We start from the raw sequence: 15432 nt of genomic DNA, 5'->3' as shown, positions 1-15432 counted from the left end.
CGAGGAGCGCAGCGACGAAGCAATCCAGACTGCCTCCGCGGAGGGATTCTGGATTGCTTCGCTGCGCTCGCAATGACGGGGATGGATTGCAGCCTTACAAAAAGCTCTGCGGGTCGACGTCGACCTCGAGCTTTTGGTTGCCCTTCGGCTTCGGACACACCGCCAGCCAGTTGCGCAAATAGTCCGACAGATCGAAACCACGCGCCGATTTCACCAGGATGCGGAAACGGTAGCGACCCTTGATCACGGCGAGCGGGGCCTCCGCCGGTCCCAGCACCACGACGCGCTCGTCGCGCGGTGCGAGCGCAACGAGGCGGCGACCCAAACCTTCGGCGCTCGGGCGGTCGCCGGCCGAAATGATCAGGCTCGCGAGCCGGCCGAACGGCGGATAGAGCGTGCGCTCGCGCAGATCGATCTCGCTGTCGTAGAAGGCCTCGCGGTCGCAGGCGATCAGCGCCTTCATCACGGGATGATCGGGCTGGTGGGTCTGGAGATAGCCGACGCCGCGGCCCTGCTCGCGCCCGGCACGGCCGATCACCTGGTTGAGCAGCTGCCAGGTGCGTTCCGACGCGCGCGGATCGCCGTTGGACAGGCCCAGATCCGCGTCGACCACGCCGACGAGATTGAGCCGTGGAAAGTTGTGGCCCTTGGCGACGAGCTGCGTGCCGATGATGATGTCGACGCGGCCCTCCGCGATCTCGGTAAGCTCGGAGCGCATTGTCTCGATCGAGGTGATGAGATCGCTCGACAGCACCATGGTGCGCGCGTCGGGGAACAGCGCGGCCGCCTCTTCCTGCAAGCGTTCGACGCCCGGTCCGACCGCGACCAGCGATTCCTCCGCCGCGCAATGCGGGCAGGTCTGCGGGCGCGGCATCGAGAAGCCGCAATGGTGGCAGACCAGCCGCTGGCGAAAGCGGTGATCGACCAGCCAGGCATCGCAGATGGTGCAGGCGAAGCGATGGCCGCAGGCACGGCACAAGGTCAGCGGCGCATAGCCGCGGCGATTGAGGAACAGCAGCGCCTGCTCGCGCTTTTCGACCGCTTTTCTGATCTCGGAAGCCAGCCGCGGCGAGATATAGCGGCCGCGCGCGGGCGGCTCGCGGCGCATGTCGATCGCCTCGATATGCGGCATGTGCTGGCCGCCGAAGCGCGAGGGCAGCGCGATGCGCTGATAGCGGCTCTTGCGCGCATTGACCTCGGATTCGACCGACGGCGTGGCGGAGGCCAGCACGATCGGGATCTTGGCGATATGCGCGCGGACCACCGCCATGTCGCGGGCGTGATAATGCACGCCCTCGTCCTGCTTGTAGGCCTGGTCGTGCTCTTCATCGACCACGATGAGGCCGAGATTGGCGTACGGCAGAAACAGCGCCGAGCGCGCGCCGACCACGACCGGCGCACTGCCATCGGAGATCGCGGCCCAGTTGCGTGCGCGGGTGCGCGGCGTCAGCTCGGAGTGCCATTCGATCGGACGCACGCCAAAGCGCTGCGCGAAGCGGTCGAGGAACTGGCCGGTCAGCGCGATCTCCGGCATCAGGATCAGAGTCTGCTTGCCGCGGCGGATGGTCTCTGCAATCGCCTCGAAATAGACCTCGGTTTTGCCGGAGCCGGTGACGCCGTCGAGCAGCGCAACGTGAAAGGTGCCGTTGGCGGCGAGCGCGCGCATTGCATCCACCCCGGCGCGCTGGAGCGGTGAAAAATCCGGCTGGCCAAAATCCGGATCGGGTGCCGGCGGCGGCGGAGGCGGCGGCATCGGCTCGACCGTGAGCGTGCCTTCGTCGACGAGGCCGTCGATCACGCCGGCCGAGACCCCTGCTTCCTTGGCGGCCTCGGACTTGCCGTGCAGCAGGCGATCCGACAGCAGCTCGATCACGCGCTGCCGCGCCGGCGTCAGCCGTCGCGGCGGATCGCCGACCAGGCGCACACCGGCGCGCACCCGCTCCGGGCCGAGATTCTCGCCCATGCGCAGGCACATCCGCAGCACCATGCCGCGCGGGCTCAGCGTGTAATTGGCGACCCAGTCGACGACCGAGCGCAGCTCAGGCTTCAGCGGAGGAAGATCGAGCTTTTCGCTGACCTCCTTGAGCCGGTTGTGCAGGCGCGGGTCGGGATTGGCGTTCTCCGCCCAGACCACGGCCAGCACCTCGCGCGGGCCGAGCGGCACGCCGACGAGATCGCCCGCCTTCAGCTCCATCCCCCGCGGCACCTTGTAGGAATAGGTCTGGTCGAGCGCGACCGGCACCAGCACGTCGACCATGCGGGTCGCGTTGGCGGGGGTGGTCGTGCTGCGCGACGAATGATCCATCAAAGATCTTTGGAGGGAGAATCGGAACCTTGGGCCTTGAGGCTAGCGCCCAGGGGCGGCCTTAGCGAACAGTAAACGGGTGTGATGCGATATACTGAGTGGAATCATTACGTCCAGAGCGCATGAGCAAAGCGGCCGCCCCCCCAATCGAGCTCGCCAGCGCCGATCCCTCGATCGCGCAGGAGATGACGCGCTGGCTGTCGCATCTTGGCGCCGAGCGGCGGCTGTCGCCGAAGACGCTGGAGGCCTATGGCCGCGACCTGCGGCAATGCCTGGATTTCCTTTGCGCCCATTGGGGCGAGCGCGTGACGCTGGCGCGCTTTGCCGCGCTGGAAGCCACCGACATCCGCGCCTTCATGGCGATGCGCCGCGCCGACGACATTGCCGGCCGCTCGCTGATGCGCGCGCTGGCGGGCTTGCGCTCGTTCGGCCGTTTCCTCGAACGCGAAGGCAAGGGCAAGGTCGGCGCACTCTCGGCTATCCGCGCGCCCAAGGTGGCCAAGACTTTGCCGAAGCCGCTGCCGATGGCATCCGCAAAACGTCTCGCCGATGCCGACGAGCGCGCCGGCGAGGAACGCGAGACGTGGGTTCTGGCCCGCGACGCCGCGGTGATGGCGCTCTTGTATGGCTCGGGCCTGCGCATCTCCGAAGCGCTGGGGTTGAAGCGCCGCGAGGTGCCGCGTCCCGGCGAAGGCGACGTGCTGATCGTGACAGGCAAAGGCAACAAGACCCGCATGGTGCCGGTGCTGCAGAACGTGCTCGCGCTCGTGCAGGAATACGTTGCGATGTGCCCCTATCCGCTGCCGGCGGAAGGCCCGATCTTCCTCGGCGCGCGCGGCGGGCCCTTGAGCCCGCGCATCATCCAGCTCGCGATGGAGCGGCTGCGCGGCGCGCTCGGCCTGCCCGACAGCGCGACGCCTCACGCGCTCCGGCATTCCTTCGCGACGCATCTGCTGTCGCGTGGCGGCGACCTGCGCGCGATCCAGGAGCTGTTGGGTCACTCCTCGCTCTCGACCACGCAGATCTACACCGGCATCGATTCGGAGCGGCTGCTCGAAGTCTATGCGAGCGCCCATCCGCGGCGATGAACCTGACATGAAGCTGTCATAGCGCGCGTGCCTCTTGCGCGGCGCCCGCGGTTCGGTCAATCGTGGGGAACCGCGACTGGAGGGAATCATGAGCGCACACGAAAGCATGGAGCATGCCGAACACGCCGAGCACGCGTCCGGATCGAACAAGAAGATCGCTCTTCTGATCGCCGTGCTGGCGCTGTTCCTGGCGATCTCCGAGACGCTCGGCAAGGGCGCCCAGACTGAATCGATCAGCAAGAACGTCGAGTCCGCCAATCTCTGGGCGTTCTTCCAGGCCAAGACCATCCGCCGCACCGTGGTGCTGACCGCATCCGAGCAGGGCAAGCTCACGCTCGCCGCCGCCGACGAGGCTCAGAAGCCGGCGGTGCAGAAGCAGGTCGACGACTGGACCAAGACCGCGCAGCGCTATCGCTCAGAGCCCGAGACCGGCGAAGGCACCGAGCAGCTCGCCGAGAAGGCCAAGCACGCCGAGCACGAGCGCGACGAGGCGACCGCGAAATATCATCACTTCGAGCTGGCCTCCGCCGCCTTCCAGATCGGCATCGTTCTGGCCTCGGCCACCATCATCACCGGCATGATCGCGCTCGCTTATGTCGCCGGCGTCCTGACCCTGGCCGGCCTCCTCATGACCGCGCTCGGCCTGTGGTGGCCGCATCTGGTGCATTTGCATTAGCGGCGTTGAGGCGCGCGCAGCCGTCACATCTTGGGTGTCATGCCCCGCGAAAGCGGGGCATCCAGTACGCCGCAGCTTCTCGGTTCTAGCCTTACCGTCGCTGGAATACTGGATTGCCCGCCTTCGCGGGCTATGACACCGAGTATGTGACGATGACAGTGTGTATGTCGCGAGCAGCTAGCGCGCCTGGTGCACGCTCTTGCGAAAGCGCTGGATCAGGCGGAGCGTACGGGCGGACCAGCCTTCGCCGTTGCCGGCGATCAGCTCGCGGATGCGCTGCTTGATCGGGTCGACCAGCTCGGCGGCCTTGGCGCGCAGCTTCATCACGAGATCGTAGAGCCGCTCGAACCAGTGCATCTCCATCAGCTTGTCGCGCGTCACGTCGAACACGAAGGCGGTGACGCCGACGCCGAGCAGCTTTGCGAACAGAAACGTGGATACGCCGCTCAGCCAGTATTCATGCGTGAGCAGATACAGGCCCATCAGCTTGAGCGGAAACAGCGGGATGATCGGCACCGCGAACACGATCAGTGTCATGGCCGGCGGCAGCGCATCGACGCGCTCCGTCAGCCATTGCTTGAAGCGTGCGAGCGGGATGGCTGCGACAACCCGCGCGACGATCGGCTCGAGATGGTCCCACAGCCAGGCTTCGATCAGGAAGATGATCGCCAGCAGGACCCAGACCGGTTGAAGTAGGCGGCGCAGCATGTGTTTCCCGCCCGATTCGACGCTAGGCGCGTCGCCTACATATGGATGGCCCGCTTGCCCACCGCAAGCGCGGCTTCCTTGATGGCCTCTGAACGGGTCGGATGCGCGTGGCAGGTGCGCGCAAGATCTTCCGCGCTGCCGCCAAACTCCATGAGAACGCAGGCCTCATGGATCATTTCGCCGGCTTCACGGCCGATAATGTGCACGCCGAGCACGCGATCGGTCTTCGCATCTGCGAGAATCTTCACGAAGCCGTCGGTGGTCTGGTTGACCTTGGAGCGGCCGTTGGCGGTAAAGGGAAACTTCCCAACGGTATACGCTTGACCCGCCTGCTTCAGCTCCTCCTCGGTCTTGCCGACGGAGGACACTTCTGGCGTGGTATACACGACGCCTGGGATAACGTCGTAGTTCACGTGGCCGGCCTGCCCTGCGATGATCTCCGCAACGGCTACGCCTTCATCCTCGGCCTTGTGCGCGAGCATCGGGCCCGCGACGACGTCGCCGATGGCATAGACGCCCTTCACGCTGGTCGCGAAATGCGGATCGATCTGCACGCGGCCGCGATTGTCCAGCGCCACGCCGGCTTCCTTCAGGCCGAGCCCATCCGTGTACGGCACGCGACCGATGCAGACGAGAACGACGTCGGCTTCCAGCGTCTCGGCAGCGCCGCCGGCCGCAGGCTCGATGGTCGCCTTCAGCGACTTGCCGGAGGTGTCGACGGCGGTGACCTTGGCGCCGAGCTTGAATGCAAAGCCCTGCTTCTCCAGGATGCGCTGGAATTGCTTGGCGATCTCGCCATCCATGCCGGGCAGGATGCGATCGAGGAATTCGACGACGACGACTTCAGCGCCGAGCCGCTTCCACACCGAGCCGAGTTCGAGGCCGATCACGCCGGCGCCGACGATCAAGAGCTTGCCGGGGACCTTGTCCAGCGACAGCGCGCCGGTGGACGACACGATGCGCTTCTCGTCGATCTCGATGCCCTTGAGGCGCGCGATGTCGGAGCCGGTCGCGATGACGATGTTCTTGGTCTCGACCACTTGCGACTTGCCGTCGGCGGACACTTCCACCTTGCCGGTGCCCAGGATCTTGCCGGTGCCCTTGAGCACGTCGATCTTGTTCTTCTTCATCAGGAACTCGACACCCTTGACGTTGCCGTCGATGCCCTGCTGCTTGAAGTTCATCATCGCCGGAAGCTCGAGCTTCGGCGCGGAAACGGAAACGCCCATCTTGGCGAAGGAGTGCGCGGCTTCCTCGAACATTTCGGACGCGTGCAGCAGCGCCTTCGACGGCATGCAGCCGACGTTCAGGCAGGTGCCGCCGAGCGTGGCGTCCTTTTCGACCACGGCGACTTTCATGCCGAGCTGGGCCGCGCGCACCGCGCAGACATAACCGCCAGGTCCGGTGCCGATGACGACGAGATCGTAGGTAGCCATGAGAGAAAGTCCCGTAAGTTTAGCGTGATGAGGATGTGTCAGCGTCCGCCGGACACATCGAGAATGGCCGAGGTGACGTAGGAGGCTTCGTCCGACATCAGCCAGACGATGGCGTTGGCGATTTCGTCGGCGGTACCGACGCGCTTCATCGGCACCATATGGGCCAGACGATGGGCGCGATCGGGCTCGCCGCCGGCGGCGTGGATTTCGGTGTCGATCAGGCCGGGGCGGATGCCCGCGACACGAATGCCTTCGCCTGCGACCTCATAGCCGAGACCGACGGTGAAGGAATCGATCGCGCCCTTGGACGCGGCATAGTCGACATAGGTATTCGGCGCACCAAGTCTGGCAGCGACCGATGACAGATTGACGATGACGCCGCCCTGGCCGCCGTGCTTGGTCGACATCCGCTTCACCGCTTCGCGCGCGCAGAGGATGGAGCCGGTGACGTTGACGGCCATCACGCGCCGGATGCGCTCCGCCGACATCTCGTCGACGCGCACGCCGCTCTGGCCGACGATGCCGCCATTGTTGACGAGTGCACCGAGCGTGCCGAACTTGTCGGCAGCCTTGAACAGCTCGATGATGTCGCTTTCCTCGGCGACATCGCATTTCACCGCGATGGCCTTGCCGTTGCTGGCCGCGATCTGGGCGACCACCTCGTCAGCAGCCGTTTTGTTGCTGGCGTAGCCGACGACGACACGGAAGCCGCGCGCGGCCGCCGCAATCGCGGTCGCCCGCCCGATGCCGCGGCTGCCGCCGGTGATGACAACGACTTTATCCGTCACGCGCGCCTCCATGGTTCGACCCGCGCCGTCGCACGATTAAGGCGACGGCGCTCGCAGAGCTTCAGGGATCAGAGATCGAGCACCAGGCGCGCCGGATCTTCCAGGCTCTCCTTGACGCGGACCAGGAAGGTGACGGCTTCCTTACCGTCGATGACGCGGTGATCGTAGGACAGTGCCAGGTACATCATCGGGCGGACCTCGATCTTGCCGGCGACGACCATCGGCCGCTCCTGGATCTTGTGCATGCCGAGGATGCCGGACTGCGGCGCGTTCAGGATCGGGGTCGACATCAACGAGCCGTAGATGCCGCCATTGGTGATGGTGAAGGTGCCGCCCTGCATCTCGTCGATCTTGAGCTGGCCGTCACGGGCGCGGCGACCGAAATCGGCGATGCCCTTCTCGATGTCGGCGATCGACTTGTTGTCGCAGTCGCGCACGACCGGCACGACCAGACCCTTGTCGGTGCCGACGGCGACGCCGATGTGGTAGTAGTTCTTGTAGATCAGATCGGTGCCGTCGATCTCGGCGTTGACCGCCGGGATGTCCTTCAGCGCCTGCACGACGGCCTTGGTGAAGAAGCCCATGAAGCCGAGCTTCGAGCCGTGCTTCTTCTCGAACGCATCCTTGTAGTGGGCGCGTAGCGCCATCACGTTGGTCATGTCGACCTCGTTGAAGGTCGTCAGCATGGCCGCGGTGTTCTGCACGTCCTTGAGGCGGCGCGCGATGGTCTGGCGCAGACGGGTCATCTTGACGCGCTCTTCGCGGGCGGCGTCATCGGCGGGCGACGGCGCGCGGACCTGGACGGCGGCGGCGGGCTGGTTGACCGGGGTCGGCGCGGAGGCCGCACGCTCGATCGCGGCGAGCATGTCGCCCTTGGTGACGCGGCCGTCCTTGCCGGAGCCCGGAACGGTCGAAGCGTCGATGCCGGTCTCGGCCGAGAGCTTTCGCACGGACGGGGCGAGCGGGGCGTCGGCCGGCGGCGCTTTCGCGGCCGGAGCCGGCGCAGGAGCAGCAGCCACGGCGGCCGGAGCAGCAGCGGCGGCGGGCTTCGCGGGAGCAGCGGCGGGCTTCGCAGCGCCGGCACCGTCGGTGATCTGGCCGAGCAGCGCACCGACCGCAACGGTTGCGCCATCGGCAGCGACGATCTCGCTCAGCGTGCCGGCGGAGGGCGCCGGGACTTCGATGGTGACCTTGTCGGTCTCGAGCTCCACCAAGGGCTCGTCGACGGCGACGGGATCGCCGGCCTTCTTGAACCAGCGGCCGATGGTGGCCTCGGTGACGGATTCGCCGAGCGTCGGCACACGAATTTCAGTCATGGTCTTTTCCTTAAGGGATCGCCGGTGCGGTCAAAAATTCGGTCGTCATCGGCCCGCGAAAGGCAAGCCATCCAGCAAGCCGGACGTTCGTATTCTGCACGGACGCCGCGGCGTACTGGTGCCCCGCTCCAGTGCGCGATTGCGCACGAGGCGGGGCATGACGCAGTTCAGAAAGATCAGCTCAGTGCTTCGTCCAGGAACGCCTTCAACTGCGCCTGATGCTTGGACATCAGACCAGTGGCGGTCGCGGCGGAAGCGGCGCGGCCGACATAACGCGGACGCCGGCTCACACCGTGCACCTGGTTCAGCACCCATTCCAGATAGGGCTCGATGAAGTGCCAGGCGCCCATGTTGCGGGGCTCTTCCTGGCACCACACCACTTCAGCCTTCTTGAAGCGCGACAGCTCGGCCACCAGCGCCTTCAGCGGCACCGGATAAAGCTGCTCGACGCGCATCAGGTAGATGTCGTCGATGCCGCGCTTCTCGCGCTCCTCGTAGAGGTCGTAATAGACCTTGCCGGAGCAGAGCACGATGCGGCGGACCTTCTCGTCGGGGACGAGCTTGATCGCCTCGTTCGGCAGCATCTGGGCGTCATCATAGAGGATGCGGTGGAAGGTCGTTCCCTTCGCGAGCTCCTCGAGGCGCGACACCGCCCGCTTGTGGCGCAGCAGCGACTTCGGCGTCATCAGGATCAGCGGCTTGCGGATCTCGCGATGAAGCTGGCGACGCAGCACGTGGAAGTAGTTCGCCGGCGTGGTCGGGTAGACCACCTGCATGTTGTCTTCGGCGCACATCTGCAGATAACGCTCCAGACGCGCCGAGGAGTGCTCCGGTCCCTGGCCCTCATAGCCGTGCGGCAAGAGGCAGACGAGGCCGGACATGCGCAGCCATTTGCGTTCGCCCGAGGAGATGAACTGGTCGAACACGACCTGCGCACCGTTGGCGAAGTCGCCGAACTGGGCTTCCCACAGGGTCAGCGTGTTCGGCTCGGCGAGCGAGTAGCCGTATTCGAAGCCGAGCACGGCTTCTTCCGACAGCAGCGAGTTGATGACCTCGTAATGGCCCTGCTCGTGGCCGAGATGGTTGAACGGCGTGTAGCGGCTCTCGTCTTCCTGGTCGATCAGGACCGAATGGCGCTGCGAGAAGGTGCCACGCTCGGAATCCTGGCCCGACAGGCGGACATGGTGGTTCTCGTTGAGCAGCGTGCAGAACGCCAGTGCTTCACCGGTCGCCCAATCGATGCCGGCGCCGGTGTCGATTGCCTTGGCGCGATTGTCGAGGAAGCGCTGGATGGTGCGGTGGACGCGGAAGCCATCCGGCACCTTGGTGATCTTGCGGCCGATTTCCTTCAGCTCGGCGGTGTCGACGCCGGTGACGCCGCGGCGCGCATCCTCTTCCTGGTCGGCGATCTTGAAGCCGGACCACTTGCCATCGAGCCAGTCGGCCTTGTTCGGCTTGTAGGAGGTGCCGGCCTCGAACTCGGCGTCGAGCCGCGCGCGCCAATCGGCCTTGGCCTTGTCGACCTCGCCCTCGGTCATCACGCCTTCGCTGATCAGGCGGCGGGCGTAGAGCTCGAGCGTCGACGGATGGGCCGCGATCCTCTTGTACATCACCGGTTGGGTGAAAGCCGGCTCGTCGCCTTCGTTATGGCCATGCCTGCGGTAGCAGAACATGTCGATGACGACGGGCTTGTGGAATTTCTGCCGGAATTCGGTCGCGACCTTGGCCGCGAAAACCACTGCTTCCGGATCGTCGCCGTTCACGTGGAAGATCGGCGCGTCGATCATCTTCGCCACATCCGACGGATAGGGCGACGAGCGCGAGTAGCGCGGATAGGTGGTGAAGCCGATCTGGTTGTTGACGATGAAGTGCACGGAGCCGCCGGTGCGGTAGCCCTTCAGGTCAGACAGGCCGAAGCATTCCGCGACCACGCCCTGGCCGGCGAACGCCGCGTCGCCATGCATCAGGAGCGGCATCACCGAGATGCGCTGGTCCGGCGGATCGCCGTGCTGGTCCTGCTTGGCGCGGACCTTGCCGAGCACCACGGGATCGACGATCTCGAGATGCGAGGGGTTGGCGGTCAGCGACAGATGGATGCGGTTGCCGTCGAACTCGCGGTCCGAGGAGGCGCCGAGGTGATATTTGACGTCGCCGGAGCCTTCGACAGCATCAGGGTTGGCCGAGCCGCCCTTGAATTCATGGAACAGGGCGCGGTGCGCCTTGCCCATCACCTGGGTCAGCACGTTGAGGCGGCCGCGATGCGGCATGCCGAGCACGACTTCCTTCACGCCGAGATTGCCGCCGCGCTTGATGATCTGCTCGAGCGCGGGAATCAGCGATTCACCGCCGTCGAGGCCGAAGCGCTTGGTGCCGGTGAACTTGGTGTCGCAGAACTTCTCGAAGCCTTCGGCTTCGACCAGCTTCGTCAGGATGGCGCGCCGGCCTTCGCGGGTGAACGAGATTTCCTTGTCCGGCCCCTCGATGCGCTCCTGGATCCACGCCTTCTGCGCGGCGTTGCTGATGTGCATGAACTCGACGCCGAGCGTCTGGCAGTAGGTGCGCTCGCAGATCGCGGTGATCTCGCGCAGCGTGGCGTATTCGAGACCGAGCACGTGATCGAGGAAGATCTTGCGGTCGAAATCGGCTTCGCTGAAGCCGTAGGTGCGCGGATCGAGCTCTTCGCGGTTGCGCGGGGCTTCGATGCCGAGCGGATCGAGCTTGGCGTGGAAGTGGCCGCGCATGCGGTAGGAGCGGATCAGCATCAGCGCGCGGACCGAGTCGCGCGTGGCCTGGAGCAGGTCGGCGGACGAGAAATCAGCGCCCTTGTTGCCCGCCTGGGCCTGCGCCTTGGCGGCGATCTTGGCACCGACCGCCTTCTCGACCTGGGCCCAGTTGCCGTCGAGGGCGGAGGTGAGGTCGTCCTGCGGGGTCAGCGGCCAGTTGGCGCGCTCCCAGGACGGGCCTTCGGCATTCTTGCTGATATCGCCGGGCTGGTCGTTGAGGCTCTTGAAGAACTCCTGCCACTCGGCGTCGACCGAGGACGGGTCCTTCTCGTAGCGGGCGTAGATTTCGTCGATGTAGGTGGCGTTGGTGCCCTGCAAAAAGGAAGAGAGGGCAAAGGCTGCGTTCGCGTCCTGGCGAGACATGCTTAAGTTCCTGGCGATTTCGGTTCGCGCATAACAAACGGCGCTGGCGCTGAGCTCCCCGGCAGAGGCCCAGCGCGACAGGCACCATTTATCCTATTTGCTACGAAACTTCGCCCGGAAAAGTACGAAGAAGTGAATTAGCCTTTCAACTTTTCGGCAAGCGTGTGGCCGAGGCGGGCGGGAGACGGAGACACTGTAATCCCAGCCGATTTCATCGCATCGGTCTTGGAACCGGCGTCGCCCTTGCCGCCGGAGATGATCGCGCCGGCATGGCCCATGCGGCGGCCGGGAGGCGCGGTGACACCGGCAATGAAACCGACCATCGGCTTCTTGCGGCCGCGCTTGGCCTCGTCCTTGAGGAACTGGGCGGCGTCTTCCTCGGCGGAACCGCCGATCTCGCCGATCATGATGATCGATTCGGTCTTGGGGTCGGCGAGCAGCATTTCCAGCACGTCGATGAACTCGGTGCCCTTGACCGGGTCGCCGCCGATGCCGACCGCGGTGGTCTGGCCGAGGCCTTCCTGCGAGGTCTGGAACACGGCTTCATAGGTCAGCGTGCCGGAGCGGGAGACGATGCCGACGCTGCCGGTCTTGAAGATGTTGGCGGGCATAATGCCGATCTTGCACTCGCCGGCGGTCATGACGCCCGGGCAGTTCGGCCCGATCAGGCGCGACTTGGAACCGGCCAGCGAGCGCTTCACGCGCACCATGTCGATAACAGGAATGCCTTCGGTGATGCAGACGATCAGCGGGATCTCCGCGTCGATGGCTTCGCAGATCGCATCGGCCGCGCCCGGCGGCGGCACGTAGATCACCGACGCATCGGCACCGGTCTTCTCACGCGCCTCGCGCACCGTGTCGAACACCGGCAGGCCCAGATGCGTGGCGCCGCCTTTGCCCGGCGAGGTGCCGCCGACCATCTTGGTGCCGTAGGCGAGCGCGGCCTCCGAGTGGAAGGTGCCGTTCTTGCCGGTGAAGCCCTGGCAGATGACCTTGGTGTTCTTGTCGATCAGGATGGACATGAGGTCTGCTTTCGCGAACTAACGAGTGAGAGGTCAGTGGATGCGGCGGTAGATGCCGGTGAGCACGTCGGCCCAGCCTTCCGCGTCCGGCGAGAACTGGATCTTCAACGAGTAGGAATTGTCGTCGATGATTTCGTAGACGTGGCGCGCATTGCCGCGGAGCGAGCCGCGCACCAGCGTCAGGGTCTTGCCGACCCAGCCGCCGGAGGCGGGCGAGGGCGGCGTATAGCCGAGCGAGTCGTACCAGAACAATTTGTAGGTCCGGTCCTCACGATCGTAGGTGAAGAGGCCGTGGGTGGCGAAGACCTGCTTGCCGTCGCGGATCTGGACAGCATCTTGGATCAGGTAGAATCCGTTCAGGTCCATGCGCGCGACGACATGCGAAGTTGCCGGCCCACCCTCCGTCCAGCGTGACGGGAAGACCACCTCTTCGCCATTCCATTCGCCGGCGAACGCGGCGAGGCGCGTGTGCTCTGCAAGCGGAGATGATGCGGCGAGATGGTCCTGGGTCATGGCCTTAGCCTCCCTTGACGGCCTTCACGATCTTCTGCGCGGCGTCGTCGAGATTGTCGGCCGGCACCACGTTCAGGCCGGATTCACGGATGATCTTCTTGCCGAGCTCGACATTGGTGCCTTCGAGGCGAACCACCAGCGGCACGCTGAGGCCGACCTCGCGCACGGCGGCCGTGACGCCCTCGGCGATCACGTCGCACTTCATGATCCCACCGAAGATGTTGACCAGGATGCCCTTCACGTTGGGATCGGCGGTGATGATCTTGAAGGCGGCCGCAACCTTCTCCTTGCTGGCGCTGCCGCCGACGTCGAGGAAGTTCGCCGGCGCCATGCCGTAGAGCTTGATGATGTCCATCGTCGCCATGGCGAGGCCGGCGCCGTTGACCATGCAGCCGATGTTACCGTCGAGGGTGACGTAGTTGAGATCGTATTTCGACGCCTCGATTTCCTTGGCGTCTTCCTCGGTCTCGTCGCGTAGCGCGAGCACCTCGGGATGACGGAACAGCGCGTTGTCGTCGAACGACACCTTGGCGTCGAGCACGCGGAGCTGGCCCTGCTTGGTCACGACCAGCGGGTTGATCTCCAGCATCGACATGTCCTTGGCGACGAAGGCGGTGTAGAGCTGCGCGGTGAGCTTTTCGGCCTGCTTGGCGAGATCGCCGGACAGCTTCAGCGCGTTCGCAACGGTGCGGCCGTGATGGCCCATGATGCCGGTCGCGGGATCGATCGAGAAGGTGACGATCTTCTCGGGCGTGTTGTGCGCGACGTCCTCGATGTTGACGCCGCCTTCGGTCGACACCACGAAGGAGACGCGGGAGGTCTCGCGGTCGACCAGGAGCGAGAGATAGAATTCCTTGTCGATGTCGGAGCCGTCCTCGATATAGAGGCGGTTGACCTGCTTGCCGGCGGGGCCGGTCTGGATCGTCACGAGGGTCGCGCCCAGCATCTGCTTGGCGAATTCGGTGACCTCAGCGGCCGACTTGGCGATGCGGACGCCGCCCTTGTCGCCGGCCGAGGCTTCCTTGAACTTGCCCTTGCCGCGGCCACCAGCGTGGATCTGGCTCTTCACCACCCAGACCGGGCCCGGGAGGGCCTTGGCGGCAGCTTCCGCGTCCGCGGGCTTCAGGACGGGGACGCCCTTTGAGATCGCGACGCCGAACTCGTTCAGCAGCGCCTTGGCCTGATATTCATGGATATTCATATGGTCGCTCCCTGAACCCGCGGGCGGTGACCTCTAGGGCCCACCTCAGTCTTGTGGCTGGCATACCATATACCACAGGAACTGCAACCCGGATTCTTTGACATCGAGATCTCTGGACTGCCGAACCGGGCGCCGCCCGACGCGGGGCCCGGAAATGAAACCGCCGAAGACCGGTTTTTCGATCTTCGGCGGGGATTGCTCTCGCTTAGCGGCCGAGAAGATCGGGTGCGATCTTCTTGCAGGCATCGACCAGGCCCTGTACGGCGCCGACCGACTTGTCGAACGCCTCGCGGTCCTTGCCGGTGAGCTCGATCTCGACGACGCGCTCGACACCCTTGGCGCCGATCACGACGGGCACACCGACATACATGTCCTTCACGCCGTATTCGCCGTTGAGGTAGGCGGCGCTGGCCAGCACGCGCTTCTTGTCCCGCAGATAGCTCTCGGCCATCGCGATCGCGGAAGCAGCAGGCGCGTAGAAGGCCGAGCCGGTCTTGAGCAGATTGACGATCTCGGCGCCGCCGTTGCGGGTGCGGTCGACGATCTCGTCGAGGCGCGCCTGCGAGGTCCAGCCCATCTTGACGAGGTCGGGCAGCGGAATGCCGGCGACGGTGGAGTACTTCACCAGCGGCACCATGGTGTCGCCGTGTCCGCCGAGCACGAAGGCGGTGACGTCCTCGACCGAGACGTTGAACTCGTCGGCCAGGAAGTAGCGGAAGCGCGAGGAATCCAGCACGCCGGCCATGCCGACGACCTTCTTGTGCGGCAGGCCCGAAGCCTTCTGCAGCGCCCACACCATCGCGTCGAGCGGGTTGGTGATGCAGATGACGAAGGCGTCGGGGGCGTATTTCTTGATGCCGGCGCCGACCTGCTCCATGACCTTCAGGTTGATGGAGAGGAGATCGTCGCGGCTCATGCCGGGCTTGCGCGGCACGCCGGCGGTGACGATGCAGACTTTGGCGTTGTCGAGGGCTTCGTACGAATTGGCGCCGGTGTAGTGCGCGTCAAAACCGTCGACCGGCGAGGACTGGGCGATGTCGAGCGCCTTGCCCTGCGGCACGCCCTCGGCGATGTCGAACATCACCACGTCGCCCAGTTCTTTCAGGCCGATGAGATGAGCCAGCGTTCCGCCGATCTGACCGGAGCCAATCAAAGCAATCTTGTCGCGCGCCATGTGAACCTGTCCTTTAGACACGTTAAGGAGGGGAAAACTGAGACGGGTGGTTATCCCTT

At 65.3% G+C, this 15432-nt stretch carries 12 protein-coding genes; 2 read left to right on the top strand and 10 right to left on the bottom strand.

From position 1 onward, the window contains the following. Positions 1–94: 94 nt before the first annotated feature. Positions 95–2305 carry a primosomal protein N' gene (locus AB7531_RS02420; RefSeq protein ID WP_063980420.1) on the bottom strand — a complete coding sequence of 737 codons (2211 nt, stop codon included), beginning with the start codon at positions 2303–2305 and terminating at the stop codon, positions 95–97. Between the two features lie 122 nt (positions 2306–2427). Here AB7531_RS02420 and AB7531_RS02415 point away from each other — a divergent pair, with 122 nt between their 5' ends. After that, on the top strand, positions 2428–3393 hold the full coding sequence (locus AB7531_RS02415) for a tyrosine recombinase XerC (RefSeq protein WP_063980419.1): 966 nt from the start codon (positions 2428–2430) through the stop codon (positions 3391–3393). Positions 3394–3481: 88 nt separating this feature from the next. After that, positions 3482–4069, top strand: a complete 588-nt coding sequence (locus AB7531_RS02410; protein WP_063980418.1) for a DUF4337 domain-containing protein — start codon at positions 3482–3484, stop codon at positions 4067–4069. Between the two features lie 177 nt (positions 4070–4246). Here the strand turns inward: AB7531_RS02410 and AB7531_RS02405 are convergent, their stop codons facing one another. The 9 genes from AB7531_RS02405 to mdh form a co-directional block, all read right to left on the bottom strand. After that, positions 4247–4777 carry a hypothetical protein gene (locus AB7531_RS02405; protein ID WP_063980417.1) on the bottom strand — a complete coding sequence of 177 codons (531 nt, stop codon included), beginning with the start codon at positions 4775–4777 and terminating at the stop codon, positions 4247–4249. A gap of 35 nt (positions 4778–4812) precedes the next feature. Then, complete coding sequence (lpdA, locus tag AB7531_RS02400) at positions 4813–6213, bottom strand: dihydrolipoyl dehydrogenase (protein ID WP_063980416.1); 1401 nt, start codon at positions 6211–6213, stop codon at positions 4813–4815. Positions 6214–6251: 38 nt separating this feature from the next. Beyond that, complete coding sequence (locus AB7531_RS02395) at positions 6252–7013, bottom strand: SDR family oxidoreductase (protein ID WP_094183824.1); 762 nt, start codon at positions 7011–7013, stop codon at positions 6252–6254. A gap of 56 nt (positions 7014–7069) precedes the next feature. Beyond that, a complete protein-coding gene (gene odhB, locus AB7531_RS02390) occupies positions 7070–8317 on the bottom strand; it encodes a 2-oxoglutarate dehydrogenase complex dihydrolipoyllysine-residue succinyltransferase (RefSeq protein WP_028150479.1) in 1248 nt (415 codons plus the stop codon). A gap of 176 nt (positions 8318–8493) precedes the next feature. Then, positions 8494–11463, bottom strand: coding sequence for a 2-oxoglutarate dehydrogenase E1 component (locus AB7531_RS02385; protein ID WP_063980415.1), 2970 nt, complete (start codon positions 11461–11463; stop codon positions 8494–8496). A gap of 137 nt (positions 11464–11600) precedes the next feature. Next, positions 11601–12485: a succinate--CoA ligase subunit alpha gene (gene sucD / locus AB7531_RS02380; RefSeq protein ID WP_025575976.1), complete on the bottom strand. Its 885-nt coding sequence runs from the start codon at positions 12483–12485 to the stop codon at positions 11601–11603. Positions 12486–12518: 33 nt separating this feature from the next. Continuing rightward, positions 12519–12998, bottom strand: a complete 480-nt coding sequence (locus AB7531_RS02375) for a DUF1579 family protein (protein ID WP_063980414.1) — start codon at positions 12996–12998, stop codon at positions 12519–12521. Positions 12999–13002: 4 nt separating this feature from the next. Further along, the gene (gene sucC, locus AB7531_RS02370; protein ID WP_063980413.1) at positions 13003–14199 is read right to left on the bottom strand and encodes an ADP-forming succinate--CoA ligase subunit beta; all 1197 of its coding nucleotides are present in this window, start codon (positions 14197–14199) and stop codon (positions 13003–13005) included. A 205-nt stretch (positions 14200–14404) separates the two neighbouring features. Next, on the bottom strand, positions 14405–15373 hold the full coding sequence (gene mdh, locus AB7531_RS02365; RefSeq protein WP_063980412.1) for a malate dehydrogenase: 969 nt from the start codon (positions 15371–15373) through the stop codon (positions 14405–14407). Positions 15374–15432: the final 59 nt, after the last annotated feature.

Origin of the sequence: Bradyrhizobium sp. 63_E2_N1_3 (assembly GCF_052076005.1) — a bacterium.
Classification (GTDB): domain Bacteria; phylum Pseudomonadota; class Alphaproteobacteria; order Rhizobiales; family Xanthobacteraceae; genus Bradyrhizobium; species Bradyrhizobium barranii.
The sequence above is the reverse complement of the archived record's forward strand: the minus strand, read 5'-3'. Positions and strand labels throughout refer to the sequence as shown.

Coding starts and splice junctions, on each gene's coding strand:
- AB7531_RS02420 (WP_063980420.1), bottom strand. CDS start 2,305: ATGGATCATTCGTCGCGCAGCACGACCACCCCCGCCAACGCGACCCGC.
- AB7531_RS02415 (WP_063980419.1), top strand. CDS start 2,428: ATGAGCAAAGCGGCCGCCCCCCCAATCGAGCTCGCCAGCGCCGATCCC.
- AB7531_RS02410 (WP_063980418.1), top strand. CDS start 3,482: ATGAGCGCACACGAAAGCATGGAGCATGCCGAACACGCCGAGCACGCG.
- AB7531_RS02405 (WP_063980417.1), bottom strand. CDS start 4,777: ATGCTGCGCCGCCTACTTCAACCGGTCTGGGTCCTGCTGGCGATCATC.
- lpdA (WP_063980416.1), bottom strand. CDS start 6,213: ATGGCTACCTACGATCTCGTCGTCATCGGCACCGGACCTGGCGGTTAT.
- AB7531_RS02395 (WP_094183824.1), bottom strand. CDS start 7,013: ATGGAGGCGCGCGTGACGGATAAAGTCGTTGTCATCACCGGCGGCAGC.
- odhB (WP_028150479.1), bottom strand. CDS start 8,317: ATGACTGAAATTCGTGTGCCGACGCTCGGCGAATCCGTCACCGAGGCC.
- AB7531_RS02385 (WP_063980415.1), bottom strand. CDS start 11,463: ATGTCTCGCCAGGACGCGAACGCAGCCTTTGCCCTCTCTTCCTTTTTG.
- sucD (WP_025575976.1), bottom strand. CDS start 12,485: ATGTCCATCCTGATCGACAAGAACACCAAGGTCATCTGCCAGGGCTTC.
- AB7531_RS02375 (WP_063980414.1), bottom strand. CDS start 12,998: ATGACCCAGGACCATCTCGCCGCATCATCTCCGCTTGCAGAGCACACG.
- sucC (WP_063980413.1), bottom strand. CDS start 14,199: ATGAATATCCATGAATATCAGGCCAAGGCGCTGCTGAACGAGTTCGGC.
- mdh (WP_063980412.1), bottom strand. CDS start 15,373: ATGGCGCGCGACAAGATTGCTTTGATTGGCTCCGGTCAGATCGGCGGA.